This window comes from Sporomusa sphaeroides DSM 2875, from assembly GCF_001941975.2.
In the GTDB taxonomy this organism is placed as follows: Bacteria; Bacillota; Negativicutes; order Sporomusales; family Sporomusaceae; genus Sporomusa; species Sporomusa sphaeroides.
Window position 1 is genome coordinate 86,192 of record NZ_CP146991.1, and the last position, 24,483, is coordinate 110,674.

General features: G+C 52.2%; 14 protein-coding genes. 10 read left to right on the forward strand and 4 right to left on the reverse strand.

Going from position 1 to position 24,483, the window contains the following annotated elements; genetic code table 11:
- Positions 1-30 precede the first annotated feature (30 nt).
- Complete coding sequence (locus SPSPH_RS00340) at positions 31-1,986, reverse strand: DUF5050 domain-containing protein (RefSeq protein WP_083945327.1); 1,956 nt, start codon at positions 1,984-1,986, stop codon at positions 31-33.
- Positions 1,987-2,708: 722 nt separating this feature from the next.
- Between SPSPH_RS00340 and SPSPH_RS00345 the strand changes: the two genes are divergently transcribed.
- Positions 2,709-3,296, forward strand: coding sequence for a tryptophan transporter (locus SPSPH_RS00345; protein WP_075752140.1), 588 nt, complete (start codon positions 2,709-2,711; stop codon positions 3,294-3,296).
- A complete protein-coding gene (locus SPSPH_RS00350) occupies positions 3,293-4,600 on the forward strand; it encodes a phenylacetate--CoA ligase family protein (RefSeq protein WP_075752142.1) in 1,308 nt (435 codons plus the stop codon). The genes SPSPH_RS00345 and SPSPH_RS00350 overlap by 4 nt, the downstream gene beginning before the upstream one ends.
- A gap of 236 nt (positions 4,601-4,836) precedes the next feature.
- On the opposite strand, the gene SPSPH_RS00355 is transcribed toward SPSPH_RS00350, so the two are convergent.
- Together SPSPH_RS00355 and clpB are read right to left on the reverse strand one after the other, a co-directional pair.
- On the reverse strand, positions 4,837-5,916 hold the full coding sequence (locus tag SPSPH_RS00355) for an HD-GYP domain-containing protein (RefSeq protein ID WP_083945328.1): 1,080 nt from the start codon (positions 5,914-5,916) through the stop codon (positions 4,837-4,839).
- A 319-nt stretch (positions 5,917-6,235) separates the two neighbouring features.
- On the reverse strand, positions 6,236-8,842 hold the full coding sequence (gene clpB, locus SPSPH_RS00360) for an ATP-dependent chaperone ClpB (RefSeq protein WP_075752144.1): 2,607 nt from the start codon (positions 8,840-8,842) through the stop codon (positions 6,236-6,238).
- 390 nt (positions 8,843-9,232) lie between these two features.
- Here clpB and SPSPH_RS00365 point away from each other — a divergent pair, with 390 nt between their 5' ends.
- Both SPSPH_RS00365 and thiD read left to right on the forward strand, forming a co-directional pair.
- A complete protein-coding gene (locus SPSPH_RS00365) occupies positions 9,233-11,182 on the forward strand; it encodes a putative bifunctional diguanylate cyclase/phosphodiesterase (RefSeq protein ID WP_075752146.1) in 1,950 nt (649 codons plus the stop codon).
- Positions 11,183-11,186: 4 nt separating this feature from the next.
- Positions 11,187-11,990, forward strand: a complete 804-nt coding sequence (gene thiD / locus SPSPH_RS00370) for a bifunctional hydroxymethylpyrimidine kinase/phosphomethylpyrimidine kinase (RefSeq protein ID WP_075752148.1) — start codon at positions 11,187-11,189, stop codon at positions 11,988-11,990.
- 74 nt (positions 11,991-12,064) lie between these two features.
- On the opposite strand, the gene SPSPH_RS00375 is transcribed toward thiD, so the two are convergent.
- A complete protein-coding gene (locus SPSPH_RS00375) occupies positions 12,065-12,634 on the reverse strand; it encodes a hypothetical protein (protein WP_075752150.1) in 570 nt (189 codons plus the stop codon).
- Positions 12,635-13,058: 424 nt separating this feature from the next.
- Between SPSPH_RS00375 and SPSPH_RS00380 the strand changes: the two genes are divergently transcribed.
- The 6 genes from SPSPH_RS00380 to addA all read left to right on the forward strand — a co-directional run bounded on the left by SPSPH_RS00380 (position 13,059) and on the right by addA (position 24,283).
- On the forward strand, positions 13,059-14,147 hold the full coding sequence (locus SPSPH_RS00380) for a metallophosphoesterase (RefSeq protein ID WP_158027030.1): 1,089 nt from the start codon (positions 13,059-13,061) through the stop codon (positions 14,145-14,147).
- Positions 14,148-14,205: 58 nt separating this feature from the next.
- Entirely contained in the window at positions 14,206-14,709 is a 504-nt protein-coding gene (locus SPSPH_RS00385) for a mismatch-specific DNA-glycosylase (protein WP_075752152.1), read from the forward strand.
- Between the two features lie 227 nt (positions 14,710-14,936).
- Positions 14,937-15,716: a basic amino acid ABC transporter substrate-binding protein gene (locus SPSPH_RS00390; protein WP_075752154.1), complete on the forward strand. Its 780-nt coding sequence runs from the start codon at positions 14,937-14,939 to the stop codon at positions 15,714-15,716.
- A 113-nt stretch (positions 15,717-15,829) separates the two neighbouring features.
- Positions 15,830-16,972 (forward strand): iron-containing alcohol dehydrogenase, encoded by a 1,143-nt coding sequence (locus tag SPSPH_RS00395; protein WP_075752156.1) that lies wholly within the window; start codon positions 15,830-15,832, stop codon positions 16,970-16,972.
- Between the two features lie 82 nt (positions 16,973-17,054).
- Positions 17,055-20,531: a helicase-exonuclease AddAB subunit AddB gene (addB, locus tag SPSPH_RS00400; RefSeq protein WP_075752158.1), complete on the forward strand. Its 3,477-nt coding sequence runs from the start codon at positions 17,055-17,057 to the stop codon at positions 20,529-20,531.
- Positions 20,531-24,283 carry a helicase-exonuclease AddAB subunit AddA gene (addA, locus tag SPSPH_RS00405; protein ID WP_075752160.1) on the forward strand — a complete coding sequence of 1,251 codons (3,753 nt, stop codon included), beginning with the start codon at positions 20,531-20,533 and terminating at the stop codon, positions 24,281-24,283. Before addB ends, addA begins: the two co-directional genes overlap by 1 nt.
- Positions 24,284-24,483: the final 200 nt, after the last annotated feature.

The window sequence follows — 24,483 nt, forward strand, 5'->3', positions numbered from 1 at the left end:
CCTTATGCATTGCGAATAGGTATCCCGGCACTACCGGTTTTCAGTGCTGATAAACTGCCGGTTATAATAAATGGCGTTATTTACAATATCGATTGGCAGTGGTCCAACGCCTAAATCGCAGACCAATTGCTTATTATGGCCGGCAGCGGTCATACGGTATAACGCATGGTTGGCCGAGGCATTAGTATAATAGACATAGCCGTTGCCAGCAGCTATGAAGCCGGCTGGATCGTTAGATAATTTGACGCGGTGGCGGCCATCGGTGCTGAGGGCATACAGTTTTTGCCCGTCACTGTAGTTGCTGTAATAAATCGTGTTATCAGCCACTGCCAGGCAAACAGCCTGATCTTCGGTAAGCTTGCTGCGCCCTGTCCCGTTCGGTTTAATGCGGTATATTTTGTAGCCGTCGGTGCCATTGAGATAGTAAATCCAGTTATCCAGAACCTGTACCGATTCAGCCTGGTCGCTGCCGATTTTTTGCGGGAAACCTCCGGCAAGCGGCATTCTATAAATGTTGTTATCTTGGGCTGAGCGGCTGTTAGTCCATTTCACATATACCAGCCAGTTACCGGCAATCGCCAATTGGCTGACCGGATGGTTTCCCAGTTTGGTTTTGTCTGTGCCGTCAGGTTTTATCCGGTAAAGGCGATGATCGTCCGACCAATTGCTGTAATACAAATATTTCCCGGAAATAACCAAATTCCAGGCTTCGTCATCCGTAAGGGAAACCGGTGTGGTTTCGCCTGGTTTTAGCCGGAATATTTTTTCCCGGCCGCCGGCCGGTATGTCGCCGGCAAGAGCAAGGTAATAGAGTGTACCGTCAGCGGCAGCAGCTGCCAGGCCACTATTGGCTGTGTTGGCGGCAATGGGGATCGGGGCGGCCAAGGCAGTGACCGGAGCGGTAACCTGCGGGGGACCGGCAAAGTAGCTGTCCGTTGCCGTAAAAATAGCCTGGGCGGCTGCCAGCCGGTACACCCGCTGGGAGATCATTTTTGCATCCTGTGGATGCGGCAGCATGGATACTTCGGCGATGACTGCCGGGATTGAGGTGGAATTAAGCAGGACTAAATCCGGCCGGTCCTGCAGTGGGTACTGGGGAATCCGGAGGGTGTCTGCCAACTGGCCGGCGATAAGCGCAGCCAATTCCTTGCCCGGCCGGGCAGCCGCCGAGTTATACAGTGCGGTTGCGCCCCGCTTTAGCTCCGCAGTGGGTGCGCTCTCTGGCAGGGAGTTATTATGGATTGAGATTAGCGCGTCAGCCTGCAAAATATTGGCGGCATCAGCCCGGTCAATTAGGCGGGGATTGCTGTCATCTGTCCTGGTCATGTACACGTCATACCCATGCCGGCGGAATATATCGCGGCTTAGCAAGGCAATGTCCAGATTAAGGTCTTTTTCCAGGAGAAAGTTGGTGGTTGCTCCCAGAGCACTGCCGCCGTGTCCGGGATCAATAACCAGGGTTTTCGGCGGTTGGCCTGCGGCAGTATCAGCAAACGTCAGTACAAGGTAGGTACGGAAAGTAACAGTATTGTCCGCTTGTTTTACCGGTTTGCGCTTGACTGTGGTCAGGCGGGGCTGGGTGGTGCTGTTATTAAACCTTGCTGCTATTGTCAGCTGGTTTTCGCCGGCAGTCACTGTCAAAGTCTTTACCCGATGAGAGGGCAGGGGGGTGATAACAGCCGTTCTTCCCGCAAGTTCCGGCAGGGACGGCCGGGCCTCCAGGGTGACTTCCACCGTGTTCGCTCGTTTATTTATATGATACTGTGGTTCTAATTTATGTAACAGCAAGTGGCCCGCACCGGTCACCTGTGTTTCCACCGCTATCGCGATAACGTCTTTGTGCTCAAGCTGAAACAGTTTGACTTCTACGACCGCCGGCGGTAAATGCGGTGGGGTTTGTAAGCCGGTGTCGGCAAGCGCCGGCAGGGGGAAAAGCAACAGGATGGCAGCAAGCACCCAGGTGAAAGCAGGTATAGGCATAGACATAAGCACACCTCACTTTAAACAGTCGTTCGGGAGTGTAATGTTAGGATTAATTCCGTGTTAAAGAATCTGACAGGTGGAGGCGGGCGATGCATTGACAACGCTCCACCACGGGCGTTTGACTTCCGCGTTTGCCAATACACCACCCGCTTGGAAAAATAGTTAGCACGTTATATATAACATGTATAGCATTCTGGCAAAAGATTGGCAAGTTTAAATATATAGGTGATTGAGTATTGACAAATGTACGTGTCCCTTGGTATTCTATATACACAAAATCAATATTGCTGAATATCAATGACCAGGAAGAGTAAACATACGCAGGAAGCTGCAGCGAGCCAATGATAGTGAGAGTTTGGCGCTAAACCGGTATGGCGAATGGGCCTGGGAGATACAGTCCGAGCCGTCTCAGGGACGGGGTAGGCGCTGTCGGATTCTTCCGCCGTTAGCAGGAAGCAGGTATCGGATAGTATCCCGTACTTTGATAAGCCGGGTCAGATGTTTGTCATGACCAATGAGGGTGGCACCGCGGGTTATTCCCCGTCCCTTGAGCTACGCAATAGCGTAGTTCAGGAGACGGGGTTTTTATATTTTGTGCCTGATACTTTAGCATTGCGGATAAGCCGCCAGCTGCGTTGTTGCCCTTCCGGGCGGTACGCTTAGCAGCTGAAGACTTCTCTGCAATTCCGGCAGACAATTATTTGTAGATAGGGAGGGACGTAAAAATGGAAAACAAACAACAGGAACTGGTTACCGTTGCCACCGGGCAGGAGGGGCGGTTTCGCTGGGCGGCGGTATCGGCGATGCTGCTGGCCATTGGTGCCATTCTCAGGCTGGTTAGTCCAAGTATTGGCGGTATTTCACCTAACTGGATTATTGCGATGTATTGTTTGGCGATTGTGCTGTTTCGTCCGTCACTGGGACGATCCATGGGTATTGGGTTGGTGGCCGGAGCGTTGTGTTTGGCTACTTCCAAATCGGTTTTTCCCTATGGCAATCTCATCAGCGAACCCATAGGAGCGCTAGTTTGCGCTATTGTAGTCAGTCTGCCGGTCAGCATGAAAATAGGGCTGATGGATTTCCGGCCGGCGGTAGGGGCCTTGTGCGGCACGTTGGCGAGCGGACTGACCTTTACCACCCTGGCAAAACTTATTCTGGGTTTGCCGCTTAATGTTTATCTTTATGGCATGCTGCCGGTAGTACTGACAGTGACTGTCGCCAATACGGTGATTGCCCAGGCAATGTATTATCCGGTTGCGGCATTGCTGAACGGTTTTGCCGCTAAACACAAGGAGGAGGAGATTCGTAAATGACTATTTGGAATCAAGCCATAGAAACAATGCCTATCGAGGCGATGCAAGAGCTGCAGCTTGGACGCCTGCGAGAACTGGTGGCCAGAATATATCGCAATGTTCCTTTTTACCGGGAGCGGCTAAAGTCACATGGGGTAGTACCGGAAGATATCAAGTCGCTGGCCGATATCGCAAAACTGCCGATGACAACCAAACAGGATATGCGTGATAATTATCCCTATGGGTTACTCGCGGTGCCGCTTCGCGAAATTTCCCGGTTTCATTCATCCAGCGGTACCACCGGCAGGTCAACCGCTGTTGCTTATACCAAAAACGATTTGGCTATGTGGGCTGAATCGCTGGGCAGGACACTGGCTGCCGGTGGTTTGGGGGCAGACTCGGTCTTCCAGGTTGCCGTCAATTATGGTATGTTTACCGGCGGTTTAGGAATGCATTATGCGGCCGAACATGTGGGAGCCGCCATTGTACCGGCTTCTTCCGGCAACCCGGTTCGTCAGGCCATCCTGATGAAGGATTTTGGCGTAACCGATATCATCATAACGCCTTCATATGCTCTGCATGTGGCTGAGGCCATGCAGGAGCAGGGTATTGATCCAAAATCTCTGGGGCTGAAGGCTGTGTTTTGCGGTGCGGAAGCCTGGACAGAGGGGATGAGGCTGGAGATTGAGAGATTATTTGACACCCGGGCTTATGATGTATATGGTTTAAGCGAAATTATCGGACCAGGTGTGGCTACCGACTGCCGCTGTCAGGAAGGCCTTCATTTCCATGAGGATTTGTTTTATCCGGAGATCATTGATCCGGTAACCGGCGAGGTGTTGCCGGAAGGAGCAAGCGGTGAACTGGTGATTACCACCCTGACCAAAGAAGGAATGCCGATGCTGCGCTACCGCACCCGCGATCTTACGGCGCTTGAACGAAAATCCTGCGCATGTGGACGTACCGGCATTACCATGAAACGGGTCACAGGCCGCAGTGACGATATGCTGATTATCCGTGGCGCCAATATATTTCCCTCTCAGATTGAGAGTGTGCTGTTAGAAATGGGCTCTACTGCGCCGCACTACCAGTTAATCATTGATCGACGCAATAATTTGGATGAACTGACAGTGCTGGTAGAACCGACAGAAGCAGGCTATATAGAGCTTGGTGAAGCCGGAATGCTCGGGATGGAAAAAGCCATCCAGAAACAGCTGAAAGCCGTGCTGAATGTCAAGGCCGCTGTGCAGATGGTGCCGCCGCATACCATTGCCCGCAGTGAAGGCAAGGCCAAGCGGGTAGTGGACCACAGAAAGCTGATATAAAGTAGACTTAGCTTCAGGAGGGGGTTTGACCCCATCTGAAGTTAGTCGCCCTTATCCAGGGACTTAGTCGCTCGCCTGTGCCCGTAGGGGTATACTCCTACCTGGAGAGGTGGGAGTCTTAGAGCGAGTTAGTCATCGGATAAATAACAGGATAAAAAAAGTAGGCTGCCGCGGTTTTCTGGCAACCTACTTTTTTTAACTATAAGGGTGGTTATCCTCTGAGGAATAAGCCTGTTTTAATTGGCGTTGGCCAAACAATCCTGCGCGACAAGGCGTTGGATAAAAATATTTTTGGTTGTGGTAAGATCAATGATTGTGCCGGTATGGGTTTTAATGATCGGTTTGTCCAGATGGTTGGGGTTAAAGAAAATAACCTGGCCTGTGCGTCCGTCGTTTAAGAGTACCGGCGAGTTGGTGAGACAGTCACGTACATGGCGGATAAACGGCTGACAGATCCCTTGGTCTAATTTATCGAACAGTTCTTTCGCCATATAGGTCAAAACCGGGAAGGGATTGGCATTCTCAGCAGCGTAAGCGTGCTGGTGAAAAAAGTCGGCAACGGCAATAATCCGGGCATAGGGATGGATTTTTTCACCGGCCGAGCCTAAGGGAACACCACTGCCATCCATCCATTCATGATGCTGCAAAGCGCTGAATAATACTTCCTGCGGTAATGACGGCACATGCTGGAGCAGTTTGCCGCCGTGGATTACATGGGCTTTGGGCTCAGGCTCGCCATCCTTGGCGATAACCAGTTTGCCAACATCATGTAAAAGACCTGCCAGAATGAGTACTTTTATCTGGTCATCGCTAAATTTAAGCTTGCGGCCGATAATGCTGCTGATGAAGGCTACCATAACCGAATGGCGGGTAACCTTGTCGGCGAGATTGTAGTCGCTTACCAGCAGGTAATCCATGATCGCCGGGCCGGTGGACAATACGGTAGAGTAGATGCTAAACGAAGTATCCTTTAGTTCCTGAATCGGAATTTGACGGCTATTCCGGATAAAATTAAAAGACTGGGCGGTAGTTGTTATCAACCCGTCGTATTCTTTAAAGAAGGTTGTGAACTCTTCAGTCACACGGCCCGGGGTGGCAGGGGCCTGCTCCGGTGATGCCTGTTCTGCCGGTGGGCCGTCAGGTGAATCACTAACGACAAAGACATGGCTGACATTCCACATCATTAATAGTGAAATCGTGCGGGGTGCAATTACTATGTCTTTTCCCAACAGCACTTTGCCGGTGGGTGATAAAACCGGTTCGCCGATTATCATACCTGGCATCAAATCTTTTACTGCAGTCATCGCAGTTGCCATAAGACCAACTCCTTTTGCTGACTATGTAGATTTTGCAAAGCAGACTTAGCTTTAGGCGAAGTGTTAAGTCCACCGGGAGATTATTCATTCAACCTCCAGTGGATTCCACTTTTGACTTCTGCTTGTTGCAGCTGGAGGTTTCAGCCTGGTTTGCCGTTCACTGAAAAATATCTCGGCAGTTTAAGTATAAGTTGTATTTTATTGGAATTCAATCAGTCAAAAGTCATAATGCTATTAGTACTTAAGTCCTGCAAGGGAAAACACAGTACTTTTTGTCAGACTAAGGAAAAATCCCGGCATAGGCCGGGATTTGGGCAGGTTAGTCCTGGGAGGCGGTAGTTACCTTTGGTTCAACGGTAAAGACCAGTTTCCCGGCAGGAGCGTGTAAAGTAACTTTGCTATTTTCCTGTATTTCGCTGCGAATGATCATTTTACTAAGTTCAGTTTCTACCAACTGGCTGATAAGACGTTTTAAAGGCCGGGCCCCGAATTGCGGGTCATAGCCTTCGTTGGCCAGCAGTTCAAGGGCGTTGTCATCCCAGGCCAGGCTGATGTTAAGCTGTTTATGCAGGCGCTTATTCAGGTTTTCCAGCATGATGGCGGCAATTTCAGCCACTTGAGCCGCAGTGAGGGCGTTAAAGACGATTATATCGTCTATCCGGTTTAAGAATTCAGGCCGGAAATGGTGTTTCAAAAGCTCCAGCACCCGTTCTTTGGCAGCCGCAAATTCGTTGTTGAGGATTTCGTGGGAGCCGAGATTGGAGGTCATGATGATAACGGTGTTTTTAAAGTCAACGGTACGGCCTTTGCTGTCAGTCAGGCGCCCGTCGTCCAAAATTTGCAGCAGGACATTGAATACATCATTATGGGCCTTTTCCACCTCATCCAGGAGCAGGACGCTGTAAGGACGGCGGCGGACGGCTTCGGTCAACTGACCGCCTTCATCATAGCCGACATAACCGGGAGGCGCGCCGATGAGGCGGGCAACCGCATGCTTTTCCATGTACTCACTCATATCCAGGCGGATCATGCTGCGTTCGTCATCAAACAGCACCTCGGCCAGTGTTTTGGCCAGTTCGGTTTTGCCGACACCGGTTGGTCCTAAGAAGATGAAGGAGCCGATCGGGCGGCCGGGGTCTTTGATCCCGGCCCGCGCACGGATGATGGCCTCGCTGATGGCGGTGACGGCAGTATCCTGTCCGATTACCCGGTGGTGCAGAACCGATTCCAGATTAACCAGCTTTTCCCGTTCACCGGTCATGAGTTTCGTGACAGGCACACCGGTCCAGCGGCTGACTACTTTGGCAATATCGTCTTCATCCACTTCTTCTTTAAGCATGGCTTTGTGAGACCGGTTCTGAGTCAGCCGTTCTTCTTCGGTTTTAAGCTTTTTCTCCAGTTCAGGCAGGCGCCCATACTTAAGCTCAGCCAGGCGGTTTAAGTCATAGCTTCGTTCGGCGGCTTCCATTTGGGTACGGACGGTTTCGATCTCTTCCTTTACCTCCCGCAGGCGGACGATAGCCTGTTTTTCTAACTGCCATTGGGCCTTGAGAGAATCTGCCTGCTCTTTAAGGCTGGCTAATTCGTGATGGATGCGCTCCAATCTGTCCTTAGAAGCCGTGTCGGTTTCTTTTTTTAATGCCTGCTCCTCAATTTCCAGCTGCATGATGCGGCGGAGGGCTTCATCCAGTTCGCTGGGCATGGAGTCAATTTCGGTGCGCAGCTTGGCTGCCGCTTCATCGACCAGGTCGATGGCCTTGTCCGGCAGGAACCGGTCGGCAATATAGCGGTCAGACAATACGGCGGCGGCTACCAGGGCGGCATCCTTGATTTTTACGCCATGGTGCACTTCATAGCGTTCCCGCAACCCCCGCAAAATGGAGATGGTATCCTCGGTACCGGGCTGATCTACCATAATCGGCTGGAAACGACGTTCCAGAGCGGCATCTTTTTCAATATGCTTGCGATACTCGTTCAGCGTTGTGGCCCCAATACATTTTAGTTCACCCCGGGCCAGCATGGGCTTCAGGATATTGCCGGCATCCATGGCGCCTTCGGCGGCACCGGCACCGACGACCGTGTGCAGTTCGTCGATAAATAATATAATTTTACCTTCTGCTTTGGTAATTTCGCTTAAGACGGTTTTGAGGCGTTCTTCAAATTCGCCGCGGAATTTGGCGCCGGCTACCATAGCTCCCAGGTCAAGGGAGTATACGGTTTTGTTTTTCAGGCTTTCCGGTACATCACCGGCGATAATCCGCCGGGCCAACCCCTCGACAATGGCGGTTTTGCCGACACCCGGCTCGCCAATCAGTACCGGGTTGTTTTTGGTACGGCGTGACAGAATTTCCACAACGCGGCGAATTTCTTCGTCCCGGCCGATAACCGGGTCTAATTTGCCCGCTTTAGCCAGTTCGGTTAAGTCCCGGCCATATTTGTTCAGGGCTTGCAAATTTTCGTCAGGATTGTCGCTGGTGATGGATTGGCCGCGCCGGAACTGGTTTACTGTCTCCAGAATCTTACCTTTGGTCAGGCCGAAATCACGGCAGGCAGCCACCACATCACTGTCGCCATCCTCGGCAATGGCTATCAGTAAGTGCTCGACACTAATATATTCATCCTTCATGGCGTTAGCCTGTTTTTCGGCTAAGGCCAGTACCCGGATCATGGCGGTATTCATTCTCAGCCCGCCGTCCTGGCCGCGTACCGATGGCAGGGTTTTGAGCAGTTGCTCCAGTTTGGCGGTGAGCATGCGGACATCAATTTGCAATTGGGCCAGGAGATAGGCCGTAATCCCTACGGCATCTTTAATCAGCGCCAGCGCCAAATGTCTGGTGGTTAGTTCCTGATGGTAATGTAAGGCTGCCAGTTGTTGCGACTCCTGCAAGGCGGCAGCCGCTTTCTGGGTATATTTTTCATTGTTCATAATGTGTAACCCCCTTCACAAATAATGTAAGTTTTTAAGCCGGTGGTTAGTAGCGTGCCAACCCTAATCCTACCGTTTTAAGGTTGGCATGCTACTAGGCTGTTTATAATTTAATATTACCAGAAAAAGGTTCTCAGTTGGAGTTGAATAAACGGCAATAACAGCCGATTTTTGCCGTTTAACAGCCAATTTCCAGGAAAAAATCCAGCCGGACGCAGGCTGTCTAACTTTTACTGACTTTTTGACTTTATTTGACCTTAGATGGTTTTAAAAATAAAAAAAATGCTTATAACAACCTGCATTTTATGGTATTAGTGTATAATGGAGGGGAGAAAAAAATACGAACTAAATTTTGCTGCAGGATATTTACGGGGAAGATGGTGCAAATAATTGGCTAACGGGTTTGATTTTGGTATAAGCGTAATCATTGTGCTGCTTATTCTGATTGATGTGTATCTTGTGGTGCGGATTAATAAGCACAAGCGGACAGAAGCGCTGCTGTGGCAGCAAAGTGAAGAGCTTAAGTCGGCTCAGTCAGAATTGGCCGCACAAGAGGAAGAACTCAGGCAGGGCTTTCATGAATTATATTTGAATGAAGAAAAAATCCGGCAGCACGAAGAATTGTCCCGCCTGGTGGCTGAAGGGGCTAATGATGCCCTGTGGGTCTGGGATATGGTTACCGATGCTCTGGTCGTGTCGGAGCGGGGACGGGAACTGTTGGGACTGCCGGAACACGTAGTCAATACGAAGGAAAAATGGAAGCAGCTTATCCACCCGGAAGATTTGCCGCATATGCTGGATAAATTGGAAGAACATTTGAGCGGATGTAACTCCTTTTATGGGGCTGAGTACCGGATTGCATCACCTGAGGGGGGTTACCGCTGGGTTTTATCCAGAGGCAAGGTAATGTTTGACAGTCAGGGGCAGCCGGTGCGAATGGCCGGCTCCTATACCGATATTACTGAGCGTAAGTATAAAGAAGAAAAGATTAAGCATATGGCCTATTATGATGCGCTTACCGGTCTTGCCAACAGGGAACTGCTGACAGAAACGGTCAATCAAGCTTTGGCCGCAGCCAGGCAAGACGGGTCGCAGGGGGCGGTCCTGTTTATCGATATTGACAATTTCAAACAGATTAACGATACCTACGGACATTCCTGGGGAGATAAACTGCTTGTCAATATTAGCGGCAAACTGACAGCCTTGGTATATGAGGCAGGCATGGTGGCCAGATGGGGTGGCGACGAAATTATTATCTTTCTGCCCAAGATCAATAAGACTGAGGAGTTTGCCGCTTATGCCGATAAGATCATGAGACTGCTTGAAAAACCCATTCTGGTAAATGAGCATGTTTTTTATATTACGGCCAGTGTCGGTGTTGCTCTCTATCCGATGCATGGCGATAATATTGACGAACTGTTGCGCAATGCCGACACTGCCATGTATCTGGCGAAAAACTCCGGCAAACGTACCTACATGATGTTTAATAAAACCATGCATGAGGCTGTTGTGGAAAAAACGCTGATGGAGGCCAGGCTGCGCCGGACGCTGGAGCAGCAGGAGCTTAGACTGCTTTATCAACCGCAAATTAATGCCAATTCAGGCCGGGTAGAGGGTTTTGAAGCACTGCTTCGCTGGGAAAGTCCTGATTACGGCCTGGTAGCGCCGCCGAAGTTTATTTCACTGGCAGAAGAAACCGGCCTCATTGTGGAGATGGGCAACTGGGTATTGGAACAGGCCTGTAGATTTAGCCGGCAACTGCATGCCGGCGGCAGCGGCTGGTTGTATACGGCGGTAAATATTTCGGTTGTACAGCTTATGCAGGAGGATTTTGTTGAAAAGGTGATCTCCGTACTGGCTGAAACAGGGGTGCCGCCACAGTATCTGGAATTGGAGATTACCGAAAGCGTGTTGATGGAACGGTTTGAGGAAAATATTCGCAAGCTGGAGGCGCTGAGAGAACTGGGAGTGAGGATTGCGCTTGACGATTTTGGCAGTGGTTATTCGTCCCTGACCTATCTGAAAAAATTGCCGATTGCTGCTTTGAAAATGGACAAGGCTTTTGTTGACGATATCGCAGTTGGCGGTGTTGATGCTGCCATTACCGGCAGCATTATTGAACTGGCGCATCAGATGGGGCTGCAGGTTGTAGCCGAGGGTGTCGAGAACGGGGACCAGTTAAGATACCTTAGAGAGAAGAAATGTGATATTATTCAGGGCTATATTATTAGCCGTCCGCTGCCGCCGGAAGCTTTTATTGTTTGGCTGCAGCAGCATGGCGGGCTGCTTGGCGGCCGGCAGGAAGCAGGTCATAGCTGGGCTACTTATTATGAGGGGTGATAATATGAAAAATGTATTAACAATTGCGGGCTCTGATTCCAGTGGCGGGGCAGGCATTCAGGCAGATATCAAGACCTTTTCCGCCCATGGCGTGTTCGGTATGAGTGTGATTACAGCGGTTACCGCCCAAAATACGCAGGGCGTATTTGCCGTGCAGGATATTACGCCGGAAATCATTGCAAAACAGATAGACGCCGTGTATGAAGATATTGATGTGGCTGCCGTCAAAATCGGGATGGTGTCGCAAATCGATACCATCACTACCATTGCGGACAGGTTAAAACAGCATGGGGCCCGGAATATTGTTGCCGATCCGGTTATGGTGTCCAAAAGCGGATTCCACCTTTTAAACCCGGATGCAGAAGCTACTTTGATGCGGGAACTGCTGCCGCTGGCCGATATTGTAACCCCCAATATTCCTGAGGCGGAGGTTATTACCGGACGCACGATTGCCACCCTGGAGGATATGGAAGCCGCGGCCCGGCAAATTTTTGCCTTAGGACCCAGGCATGTACTCATGAAGGGCGGTCACCTGCCCGGTGATTCAACCGATATTTTGTTTGATGGCGAACGGTTTGTCTATTTTAAATCTCCCCGGATTGTTACTAAAAATACGCATGGTACAGGCTGCACGCTGTCTTCGGCCATTGCCGCCAATTTGGGCCAGGGATTGTCTGTCGCAGAGGCGGTGGCTGCAGCCAAAGAATATATAACCATTGCTATTGAACACTCTTTCGCTATTGGGAAGGGTGTTGGCCCTACCCATCATTTCTATACCTTATATAACAAGGCAGGAATGTTTAAGTAAGCTTATAGCTATTGCCGGGCATTCCAGGGACGGCTGTCAGGGGCACTGGCTGCAAGCAGTCCGGGCAGGCTGTTTTATATATGCCTGCGGCTTAGCGGACTTTTTTTGAAGTAGGAATTCGGTGGCGGAAAAGCAGTCACTTCGGTTTCCAGTTCATCGAAAGATTCAAGCTCGCTGGAAATAGTACTTTCGTCTGTCGTAACGGGTGGCGGTGGCGCAGGGGGGGCCGGGAATATACCCTCCGGCGGCGGTCCGAAGCAGGAGCCGCAAGGGCGGTTTAATGCCTGCCGCAATGCTTCCAGAATAATGATCTGTTCGGCGGTGCGGCAAGGGTCATCGACGCTGCCGCAGTCGGACAAGAGTCTGACAATATCGATAGGGGCGCAGGTGACGGCTAAGAACTGGCTGCTGAAGGCTATCTTGCAGCATAAGAGTTCAAGCAGGATGTCAATTAGCGTTCCTGCCCGGTCATAACGGATGACTGACCGCTCGTAGATTTCAAAAGGCACGCCAGGGGTGCGCTGGATTTCTTCCGCTGCTCCGACCAGCAGCCGGTAAGAACTGACCAATGAGGAAAAGTTGGGAATAACAGCACTGATATCGCCTAAAATAGCATTAATAATAGTTAGCGTGTTGGTGCTCATAAATTACCCCTCCCCTTGTTGAAACTACTTATAATATATGCCGTATGTAGCCGAATGACCAATTATGCCGCTAATTTCGTTTTTGCCTGCGGTGGAGCATTGTTAATACACCATCCGCCGGCGCCTATCATATTCTTTAATGTGGAATATATATAAGTGGCATTTTGGGGAAATAACTATGGTACTCGAAGGAAGTCATTGTCTACGTCTGCTGCCTGCATCTGCGGGTTGTGGATAAATCTATTTGTCAAAAAACTCAATGGAGGCGCGAATGCAGCACGGTCCGTCTATAATTCCGATGTTGATTATTTTTTCGTTCTTAGCGGGGATAGCCTGGCTGGGAGGCCGGGTTTTACCCAAATGGCATGAAGTATATGCCGGCCCAAGGGTTAGGTATGCATATTGGGGGGCCACACTGTTCGCTGTGGCGATTTTGATTTTTAGCCGCTGGCTGCGGCCGGCCGGCGGTTTTCCCGGTGAGTGGTTCCGGTACTTTATTTACTTTGCCTATATCTGGATTGTCGGCCTGGTGTTTATGCTGGTGGTACTGCTGGCAGGCTATGTGGTCAAACGCCTGTTGCGGCGGTTGGCGGCTCGCCGGGTAACCGCTGCCTGTGAACAACCCGGGTCTGATACGGCAGAGGCAGCAGCCGGACAGCGGGGGATAACGCGGCGCCAGTTTCTTGAGGGAATGTCGGCCGCTATACCGGCAGTGCCGCTGGCGGTCAGCGCTTACGGGGTTATCGGCGGCGATACGCAGCTTGTTGTAAACAGGCATACGCTTATCTTTCCCCAGTTGCCGCCATCACTGGCAGGTTTTAGGATTGCCCAAATCAGTGATACCCATATTGGTTCGTTTTTTGGCATGGATAAGCTGGACAGGGTACTCTCCCTGGTTATGCAGGAGCGGCCGGAAGTTTTGGTGATTACCGGCGACCTGATTGATGACTTAGCCTTACTGCCGCCAACGATGGAACGTCTGACAGCTTTCCAGTCACAACTGCCGCAGGGGATTTTCTATTGCTGGGGCAACCATGAATACTTCCGTGATATCAACCGTATTCGCCAGGCGCTGTACAAGAGCCCTATTGTTGTTCTGGAAAATAGCAATACGGCTGTTGGCAGCGGCTTGTATCTGGCAGGGGTTGACTACCCCTGGAGCAAGGACAGAGGGGAACAGGAAATGGTGCGGCAGCAGTTTTTTACCCAGGCCGTTCGCGGCATTCCGGCAGAGGCCTTTACTGTATTGCTTACCCATCATTCCGCTTTTCTGGATGAGGCTTTTGCCGCCGGCATACCGTTGTCACTGGCCGGGCATACCCATGGCGGTCAGGTGAATCTTTTTGGCAAGTCGTTGCTGCCCATCCAATATAAATATATGCGCGGCATGTTCCGGCAGGGAGAATCCTATGGCTATGTCAGTACCGGCACTGGACACTGGCTGCCGCTGAGGATTGGCTGCCCGGCCGAAATCAGTGTTTTTACATTGCAGCGGGAAACCGCCAGAGTGTAGCCGGCAAGGCTTTACCGGAGAGCCATAAGGCTGTTTGGTTACAAAACGGAGGACATACATGAAGGAAGTACCGGATATTATTGCGCATAATCTCAAAATTTTGTTCATCGGCTTCAATCCCGGACTCAGGTCGGCGGCAACGGGTCATCATTTTGCCGGACATTCCAATAGGTTTTGGAAGCTGCTGGCGGCATCAGGGTTGACGCCGCAGCTGCTCAAACCGGAAGAAGACCACAGGCTGCTTACCTGGGGTTATGGGATTACCAATATTGTAGCTCGCCCCAGCCGGGCAGCGGCTGAGATCACTAAAGCGGAATATCAGGCCGGGCGGGAAATCCTCAAAGACAAGCTCCGGCAATACAAGCCGCAGGTTGCCTGTTTTGCCGGCATAGGAGTATACCGGGAGTTTATCAGGCAGCCGGGCATTGGCTGCGGGCTGCAGCCCGTATGCTCGGTGGAGGGTGTTGCTGACTTTGTGGTTCCGTCGCCAAGCGGGCTGACCCGCATATTATTTCAGGACCAATTGGTGTATTATCAGGAATTGCTGGGATTGATAAAGTAGACTTAGCCGCTCGCCTGTGCCCGTAGGGGTATAACTCCCACTTGTAGAAGATGGGAGTCTTAGAGCAGGTTAGTCATCAGGTAAAATGTTAGAAAAAGGGATAAGACAAGCGCTTGCTCAAGCAAGCGCTTGATTTTCTCTTCAAATCGAGCAGTAGTGAAAGTTGGCGTCCAAGAAAAAACTAGGTATAATGATAAAGGATTATGCATACGAGAGGGGTACATAGTATGTCTAAAAAGTGGATTGTCTTTGCTAGTCTGGTTATGTTTGTGCTAGCTATCGGTTTGGCCGGCTGCGGCAGCAACCAGCCAGCTCAGCCTGCCGGTGCCAAAGTTCTTAAAGTAGGTGCCGAGGCTACTTTCCCGCCATTTGAATTCCAGGATGAAAAGAGTAAAGAGTATGTTGGCTTTGACGTTGACATGATGAAAGCCATTGGTAAGCAGATGGGGGTAGAGGTGCAAATTGTAAACACCGCATTTGACGGCCTGATTCCCGCACTGGAAGGCGGTCAGATTGACGTGATTGCGTCAGCTATGACGATTACCGATGAACGTGCTAAGAAAGTCAATTTTTCTAAGCCTTACTACCAAGCCGGCTTGTCCATGGTTGTGAAAGCCGACAATGATACTGTTAAGACCTTCAAAGACCTGGAGGGCAAACGGATTGCCGTACAAATTGGTACCACCGGTGCCGCACAAGCCAGGAAAATTAAAGATGCCAAAGTGCGTGAGTTCAATAGTGCCTCCGAAGCGTACCTTGAACTTAAGGCCGGCGGCGCTGACGCTGTTGTGAATGACCTGCCGGTAAACCAATATTTTCTGACTAAAGGCGGCGATAAAGATGCCAAGCTGGTTGGGGAAATACTGGACGCCGAAGAATATGGTATTGCTGTGACTAAAAAGAATACAGAACTGGCCGGAAAAATCAACAAAGCTCTGGATGAGTTAAAACAAAATGGCGAGTATGCCAAAATCTATGAAAAATGGTTTGGTAAACAGCCGCAATAGTGAGCTTATGAAAGCCGTATCAGCTGCCTTGCTGGTGCGGCTTTTTCTTTATCTGGCCGGCAGGTAAAAATCCTGTTTTTGTCCAATACCTATAAGTAAGGAGATGATTGCGGATGAAAAAACTTATACTAGGCGGCCGGGCCATTATTACCGGCCGAGGCTCCATCGCGGAGCTCGGTAATATACAGGCCGGCCGGGCCTTCATCGTTACCGGCGGCAGCGCTATGCAGACAAGCGGTATCATTGCAAAACTGGAGGCCATCTTACAGGCAGCCGGCTGCGTCACCTGTGTATACGGCGGGATCGGCAAAAATCCGGATACCCAGGCTGTTCTGGACGGACTTGCCAGTATGCGGAATTTCCGGCCCGATGTGCTGGTGGCTGTAGGCGGCGGCTCGCCGATTGATGCTGCCAAGGTTATGGCGTTATTTTATGATTATCCGGAACTGGACTTTGCTTGTGCTCAGACGGCTGAATTGCCGCAGGCGCGCAAGCAGCTGCAGTTTGTTGCCATTCCTTCGACTTCCGGCACCGGGACGGAGGTAACGCGAGCTGCCGTCATTACTTTCCGGGAGTTAGAGCTGAAAATTGGCTTGAAAACGCCGGCCTTTATTCCTGATCTGGCGATTCTTGATGCCGATATTACCATGACAATGCCGGACAATGTCGTGGCCGAGACGGGTATGGATGCACTTACTCATGCAGTAGAATGCTACATTAACCGGAATGCAGACGATGTCAGCGCAGTATTGGCCAACGGAGCGACAGCCGGTTTGTTTGCCTGGCTGCCGGTATCTTATCAGGAAAGAACCATTGAGAGCCGGGAAAAAGTACACCATTATCAGTGCATGGCCGGACTGGCCTTTGATAATACCGGCTTGGGTATGGCTCACGGTATTTCCCATGCTCTGGGCGGCAAATTCAATCTTGGGCACGGCTTGCTCAATGCCATTGCGCTGCCTTATGTGCTGGCATATAACGCGCAAGACCCTGTAGTGGACGGACGGTTGGCTGAACTGGCACAAAGTATCGGGCGCCAGGGCGGCAGCGCTTTTATCGCAGCAGTCAAGGAGCTTAACCGGCAGCTTGCTATTCCTGCCAGTCTGGCAGAGGCCGGTATTACCTGCGCTGCTTTGGAGGAGGACTTTGCCGGGCTTGTGGAAAATTGCCTTAAAGGCTCTACCAGAGCAAACCCGGTGCCGGTAACCGCCGGGCAAATGGCGGAAATTCTTAAACATATGCACAGGGGTATGTAAATTTACAATTTTGGCAGTGTAATTCAACCAAAAAGCGGCTTATGGCAGTGAATTATATAGCAATATGAGGAGGAGCAGGCGTGTGAAACTCACTTTTATTTTAGGCCGGGCCGGCTACGGCAAGACCTGGCAATGTATTAATGAAATAAGTGCACGGCTGGCCGAATTGCCTGACGGCCGGCCGCTTATTTTTATTGTGCCGGAACAGGCCACCTATGAGGTCGAACGGGCCCTGGCCACGGCTTGTCCGTCTGACGGCTTTGTCAGAGCCCATGTCGTGGGTTTCCGCCGCTTGGCTCACCGGGTGCTGCATGAGACCGGGGGGGCTGCCAGGCCGCATATTTCCGAATTGGGCAAGCGGATGGTTTTTAGCCGTCTGCTTATGGAAAATAAGGCGAACTTTAAACTGCTGGCCCGGGCAGCTGCGGAAAAGAGTTTTGCTGCCACTGTTGAAGGTCTTGTCAAAGAGTTTAAAACCTATGGCATTGGCCCGGACAAGCTGCATGAACTGGCCGGTGACGAAGCCTGCCAGGGCAGTCAGGCGCTGGCAGGAAAAGTTCACGATTTGGCGCTCTTGTACCAGGGCTTTGAGGATTTCCTGGCCGGACGGTATACGGACCCGGAAGATTATCTTGGCTTGCTGGCCGAAAAGATACCGGAATCGAGTCTGTTGCAGCAAGCCGAGGTATGGGTGGATGGCTTTGCCTGGTTTACGCCGCAGGAATATGCGGTACTTACCGCCATCTTGCAAACTGCAGCAGCTACGACAGTTACCCTTTGCCTGGAACAGCCTGATACTTCGCTTCACGCCCGGGAAGAAGCGCTGTTTTACCGCCAGTGGGAAACCTACCGTAAAATCAAGCAGTTGGCGACAGGGCTAAAGGCTGAGATTGTCTGCCGGGAGCTGCCTGTACCCCACCGTTTCCGGCGGCCGGTGCTGGCGGTGCTTGAACAACAGTTTTTTGGCGGGAAAAGCCAGGATGCGCCGGCTGTTGACAATAGTTTTATCCTGGCAGAAGCAGCCAACCGCCGGACCGAAGCCGAGGCCATTGCCTGCGAAATGATCAGGCTGAGCCGGGAGGAGGGCCTGCGCTGGCGGGATATGGCCGTTCTTATCCGGGACATGGATAGCTATGCCGAACTGATGGCCACCGTACTGGCCGACTACGCCATCCCGTTTTTCCGAGACAACACCCGTCCGGCAGTTCATCACCCGCTGGCAGAGCTGGTGCGCTCCGCGCTGGATATTGTGCTGGAAAAGTGGAGCTATGAGCCGGTATTTCGCTGCCTCAAAACCGATTTGGTGCCGGTAACGCGGGATGAAGTGGATCTTTTGGAAAACTATTGTCTGGAATTTGGTATTCGCGGTTCGCGCTGGACAAATCCGGAGCCCTGGCCTTTCCGCCGCCGCTACTCGCTGGCCGAGGACGAATGGGCCGGCGATGAACCCGGTCCGGGTGACCAGGCGTATTTGGCCAAGATTGATTCCATCCGCCGCCAGGGTACGGAGCAGCTGGTGAATCTGTCCGGCAGATTAACGCCGGCGCTGCGGGAGGGTCTGCCGCCGCTCAAGCTGGTGCAGGCTGTCTATGATTTTTTAACCGGCCTGCAAGTGGCAGACAGGCTTACGGCCTGGGCGACTGCCGCCGAGGAAGCCGGGGATCTGGAGCAAGCCCGGGAACATCAACAAATGTGGCCTAAGCTCATAGAGCTGCTGGACCAGATTGTCGATACCTTTGCCGACCAGCCGCTGACGCTGGAGGAGTTTGCCGCCATTGTCAGTGAGGGGTTGGAAGGCACCAAACTCAGTCTGATTCCGCCAGGGCTTGATTATGTGACAATTGCCGCCTTGGAACGCACCCGGCGGCTGAAGATAAAAGCGGCCTTTGTGCCTGGCGCCAGTGACGGTGTATTACCGCGCCGCCGCCGGGAAGAGGGTTTATTAAGCGACAGTGACCGGGCGCTGCTAAAAAAGCTGGGGCTTGAACTTAGCGGCGGCGCGGTGGACGATGTCTTTGCCGAACAGTTTTTGGTATATACGGCCCTGACCCGGGCCAGCCGGTTCCTCTGGGTGAGTTATCCCCTCGCAGATGCTGAGGGCAAAGCGTTGACACCCTCCCCGATTGTCAGACGCCTCAAGGAAATTACCGGCAGCACGCCGCTGGCCCTGCCGGTTGAGCCGCCGCCCGGGCGGGAAGCCGGATACCTGGCCAGGCCGGAGCGTGCTTTGGCGGCGCTGGCAGGAGCCCTCCGGCTGTACCGGGAGACCGGACAGATGAGCCCGGCATGGTGGGATGTTTATAATTGGGCGCTGACTGCAGACAATTGGCGTGACCAATTAACAATAAAGCTTGCCGGACTGTTTCATCATAATCAGCTTGGACGGCTTGAGCCCGGTTTGCCTGGCAGGCTGTATGCGAAAAATGGTGTGCTGCGCGGCAGCGTAACCCGGTTTGAAGCTTTTCGTGCCTGTCCGTTCAAGCATTTTGCCCAATATGGCCTGGCGCTTAAGGAGCGGGCCTTGTATCAGTTGCAGTCCCCGGATCTGGGGCAGTTTTTACATGCTGTGCTCAAACAGTTTGGTGACCGGCTGGCTGAAACCGGCCAAAGCTGGGGTGACATAACACAGAATCAGATTGGTGATTTGTGTACCGGTATTGTAACCGAACTGGCGCCCAAGCTGCAGAATGAAATCCTGTTAAGCAGCAAACAGCATGAGCATCTGGTAACACGGCTGACACGGCGGGCTGTGAAGGCGGTAAGCCGCCTGGCCGCCTGGGCGAAGGTCAGTCAGTTCAGGCCAATGGCTTTTGAGCAGGCGTTCGGGCGGGGGCAGAATGCCTTGCCGCCGTTAACGCTGGCATTGCCTGAAGCCAAGGTGGAAGTGGCCGGACAGATTGACCGCCTGGATATCGGCGAGTACGACGGGCGGCAATATGTACTGGTGATTGATTACAAATCAGGCGGAGCCTGGCTCAGTCTGACTGAAGTATACTATGGCCTTAAGTTGCAGCTGCTTACCTATTTGCTGGTGGCAATGAACGCCCGGCAGGGTGAGGATGCCTGTCTGCCGGCCGGTGTGCTGTATTACTTTTTGAAAAATCCCGTTGTGTCGGCCGCGACCCTAAGGACACCGGAACAAATTGAGAAAGATATCAATGCCAGACTCAAAATGCCGGGCTGGCTGCTGGCTGACACCACTATTGCCGGTATGCTGGAGCAAACGCTGGACGGCTGGTCGGAGTTTTTCAAGATCGCGCTTGGCAAAAAAGGTTTTTATGAAAGCTGTATGGACAAGCTTAAAACCGGTGAAGAGTTCGAACTGTTATTGATCCATGTGGAGCAGGAGTTACTGGCAGTAGCTGCCGCTATTTTAGCAGGGGAAACCGCTATCAGGCCGTATCGCCTGGATAAAGCCACCCCGTGCGGCTATTGCGATTTTCGCCCGGTATGCCAGTTTGACCGCAACTTGCCGGAAAACGACTATTTGGTGTTACCCAGGCTGGTGGATCAGGAAATACTTAATGAGCTGCGCCGGCGCAAAGGAGGCACAGAGTAATGCAATGTTCACCAGAACAACAGGCGGCCATCGAGACCCGCAATCATAATCTGCTAGTTGCCGCCGCTGCCGGGTCAGGCAAGACATGGGTGCTGGTGGAGCGCATCATCAGCCGGATTGTTGATCCGGCTGAGCGGCTAAGTGTTGACAGCCTGCTGGTGGTGACCTTTACCAATGCTGCTGCCAATGAAATGCGCAGCCGTATTGGTGAGGCGCTGAATGCGGTGCTGAATAAGCCGGAATTGACAGACCCTGACCTTAGGCGGCATGTACAGCGGCAACTAGTGCTGCTGAATGCTGCCAATATTTCCACCTTGCATGCTTTTTGCCAAAGCCTGGTACGGCAGTATTTTTACCTATTACCAATTGAGCCCAATTTCCGGATTGCCAATGATACGGAAATAACACTTATTAAGAGTGATGTACTGGAAGCGGTGTTTGAAGAGGGCTATACGCAGGCCGACCCGGATTTTCTGACCCTGATTGAGCATTATGGTGACGAGGCCGGCGATGATTCGCTGGCCGGACTGGTGCTTAAACTGTATGAATTCTCCCGGAGCCATCCCTGGCCTGAAGACTGGCTGGACAGCTTGCCCGGCGTTTTTGCGATAGCGCCGGAGGCTGATTTTGATAGTACCCCCTGGTCTGATTTGGTACGGGACAAAATTATTTTAGACTGGGAAGATGCCAGGCAGGGGCTGACCGCGCTGCTGGAGGAGGCCCAGAGACCGGGGAATCCGGCACCCTATGGGGAGACCTTCGCCGAGGATATCCGGATTATTGATCAGCTGCTGGCAGCTGCCCGCACCTCCTGGGCAGCCTTGTCTGCGGCGCTGGCGGAGGCAAGTTTTCCCCGGATTGCAGCAGTAGGCAAGGAAGTGCCTAAAGCAGTCAAAGACTATTTCCAGGGACAGCGTAATAAAGCCAAAAAACGTATTACTGATGCTCGGGCGGCCTATTTTGAACGCAGCGGTCAGGAACTTGTCCAGGATTTGCGTCAGGCGCAGCCGCTGGTTATGGCCTTAGTCAAACTTGTCAAGGCGTTTGCCGCAGGCTATCTACAGGCCAAGCAGGCTAAAGGGGTAGTTGATTTTAACGATTTGGAGCATTTCTGTCTGGCGGTGCTGCGGGATGCAGCAGCTACCCCGGCCGACTCCAGGCCGTCGGCGGTGGCGGTCGGTTTGAAAGCGAAATTCAGCGAAATTATGGTGGATGAGTATCAGGATACCAACCGGGTGCAGGAAGAAATCATCAGACTTGCTGCCAATGAGGCGCAGCCCAACCTGTTTATGGTGGGCGATGTTAAGCAAAGTATTTACCGTTTCCGGCTGGCCGAGCCGGCCTTGTTTATGGATAAGTACCATAACTACCGCTCAGGTGCGCTGGCCGGTTGTAAGCGTATTGATTTGAGCCAGAATTTTCGCAGCCGGGCGGGGGTGCTCTATGCGGCTAATTTTTTGTTTGGCCAGCTGATGACCAAGCGCACCGCAGAACTGGATTATGGCCGGGATGAACAGCTCAATCCGGGGCCTGATTACCCGGCGGTGGCGCTGGGAAGTCTGGACGGCCCGGTAGAGCTCCTGATAATTGACCGGGATAAAGCCGATGCCATCGAGGATGAAACAGAGGGCAGTGAGGCTACGGAAGCACAAGGTGCGGAGCAGGAAAGCCGGGATAATTCTCTAACCGGTACCGAGATGGAAGAAGAACTGAGTGCCTTTGAGCAGGAAGCCGTCATTATTGCCCGGCGCATTTATGAGCTTATGAACGGCGGGTATCAGGTATATGATAAACAGGAGGGCGGCTATCGGCCCTTACGGTATCGCGATATTGTGATTTTACTCCGTTCGGTCCAGGGCAAGGCCCAGGCTTTGCAGGATATGCTGCGGCAAAACGGCATTCCTTGTTATGCCGAACTGGCCTCCGGCTATTTTGCCGAAACTGAAATTACCGTCATGCTGGCACTGTTGGCGGTGATTGATAACCCGCACCAGGATATCCCGCTGGCGGCGGTACTCCGGTCGCCGCTGGTGGGGCTTACCGGCGACGAACTGGCCCAGTTGCGGTTATGCCGGGAGCAAGGCAGCCTTTGGGAAGCGGTGCAGGCTTATGGCCGGACACCGGTGGCCTCCCGCCGGACGGTGCTTTTTTTAGAACAGCTTCATGCCTGGCGCAGTCTGGCGCGGCGCAAGGGCGTGGCCGAACTTATCTGGCGGATTTACCATGATACCGGCTATTATGATTATGTTGGCGGCATGCCGGGCGGCGTATTGCGGCAGGCAAACCTGCGGGCGCTGTTCGACCGGGCCCGCCAGTATGAGACCACCAATTTCCGCGGTCTTTTCCGCTTTTTACGGTTTATTGAGCGGCTTAAGGCTAAGGATTCCGACCTGTCGGTAGCGCGGGCGCTGGGCGAGAGCGAGGATGTTGTCAGAGTCATGAGCATCCATAAGAGTAAGGGGCTTGAGTTTCCGGTGGTAATAACGGCAGATATCGGCAAGAGTTTCAATATGCAGGATGCTGCCGGGCTGGTGTTATGTCATAAAGAACTGGGGGTAGGTCCCTATGTCACTCTGCCGGAGCTGCGTTTTCGCTATCCGACCCCGGCGCGTTGGGGAATTCAGCATAAGCTGGAGCTTGAAACCAAAGCCGAAGAATTACGCATTTTGTATGTGGCGCTGACCCGAGCCCGGGAAAAGCTTATCCTTGTGGGTTCGGCGAAAAAACTGGCGCAAAAATGCGCCGGTTGGTGCCGCTCAGTGGGACAACCGGCAGAAAAGCTGCCAGCCAGTCAGGTAATTAAGGCTAAAAGCTATCTGGACTGGGTTGGTATGGCAGTGGCGCGCCATGCCGACGGCACAGTTATCAGAGAGTATGGCGGGTGCGAAAGTCTGCCGGCACCGGAATTGGCGGCACATTCTTCGGCATGGAAGGTTAACATCTATTCTGCGGACGCCATCACGCCGCTTAATCAGTCCGAACAGGCTGACGATGCATTGCTGGAAGCGGTCCGCCGTTTGGAGCCGGTGGCCGCTGGCACAGATACTAAGTGGGTGGACGATATTTTGCATTGGGAATATAGCTGTGCGGCGGCGGTTGAGAGGCCGGCCAAGCTGGCTGTGTCGGAGATTAAACGCCGGCTGGAACTTGTGGCAACCGAAGAGGCTAAACCTCTCTTTGAATTGCCTGCCATACACGCCCGTCCCCGTTTTCTCCAGGCTGCCACCGGCATGACACCGGTAGAGTATGGTATTATGATCCATACGGTCATGCAGCATATTGACCTTACAGGGGAATTTTCCCCTGAAGCCATTGCCGGCCAGGCTAGCTCGCTGGAGCTGCGGCAAATCTTGCTGCCAGGACAGGCTGCGGCGGTGGACTCTCAACTGATTGCCGATTTCTTTGCCTCCGGTTTGGGGCAGCGGCTCAGCAAGGCTTGTCAGGTATGGCGGGAAATGCCGTTTAGCCTGATGCTGCCGGCCGAAAAGTTTTATGCTGAGCTTACAGGCTGCGGAGAACAAATTTTTGTGCAGGGGGTTATTGATTGTCTGTTTGCTGAAGAAGACGGGTTGGTGCTGCTGGACTATAAGACCGACAAGGCAGCCTCGGCGGACGAACTTGCCGCAAAATATGCTGTTCAACTGAGTATGTACGCCCACGCGGTTGAGCGCATTCTCGGAAAGCCGGTAAAGGAGCAATACCTGTATGCTTTTGCCCTGGGGCGTGCAATCAAGGTAGAGTCTTTGGGGTAAGAGAACCGGTTCATAAAAAACAAAAATCAGGCTGCATAACTAGCAGCCTGATTTTTGTTTTTTATGGGATAATGGGACGAGGGGACAGGTCACTTGTCCCACATTATTTAATACCGAAGCAGCAGGATTAGCTTGACAAGGAGATTCTAATAAATTACAATTTAATCAATCGATTAATTAAAACTGATATGGCTTTATTA

Bases quoted from the DNA above. Each gene is read 5' to 3' on its own strand.
- SPSPH_RS00340 (WP_083945327.1), bottom strand. From the start codon at position 1,986: ATGTCTATGCCTATACCTGCTTTCACCTGGGTGCTTGCTGCCATCCTG.
- SPSPH_RS00345 (WP_075752140.1), top strand. From the start codon at position 2,709: ATGGAAAACAAACAACAGGAACTGGTTACCGTTGCCACCGGGCAGGAG.
- SPSPH_RS00350 (WP_075752142.1), top strand. From the start codon at position 3,293: ATGACTATTTGGAATCAAGCCATAGAAACAATGCCTATCGAGGCGATG.
- SPSPH_RS00355 (WP_083945328.1), bottom strand. From the start codon at position 5,916: ATGGCAACTGCGATGACTGCAGTAAAAGATTTGATGCCAGGTATGATA.
- clpB (WP_075752144.1), bottom strand. From the start codon at position 8,842: ATGAACAATGAAAAATATACCCAGAAAGCGGCTGCCGCCTTGCAGGAG.
- thiD (WP_075752148.1), top strand. From the start codon at position 11,187: ATGAAAAATGTATTAACAATTGCGGGCTCTGATTCCAGTGGCGGGGCA.
- SPSPH_RS00375 (WP_075752150.1), bottom strand. From the start codon at position 12,634: ATGAGCACCAACACGCTAACTATTATTAATGCTATTTTAGGCGATATC.
- SPSPH_RS00385 (WP_075752152.1), top strand. From the start codon at position 14,206: ATGAAGGAAGTACCGGATATTATTGCGCATAATCTCAAAATTTTGTTC.
- SPSPH_RS00390 (WP_075752154.1), top strand. From the start codon at position 14,937: ATGTCTAAAAAGTGGATTGTCTTTGCTAGTCTGGTTATGTTTGTGCTA.
- SPSPH_RS00395 (WP_075752156.1), top strand. From the start codon at position 15,830: ATGAAAAAACTTATACTAGGCGGCCGGGCCATTATTACCGGCCGAGGC.
- addA (WP_075752160.1), top strand. From the start codon at position 20,531: ATGCAATGTTCACCAGAACAACAGGCGGCCATCGAGACCCGCAATCAT.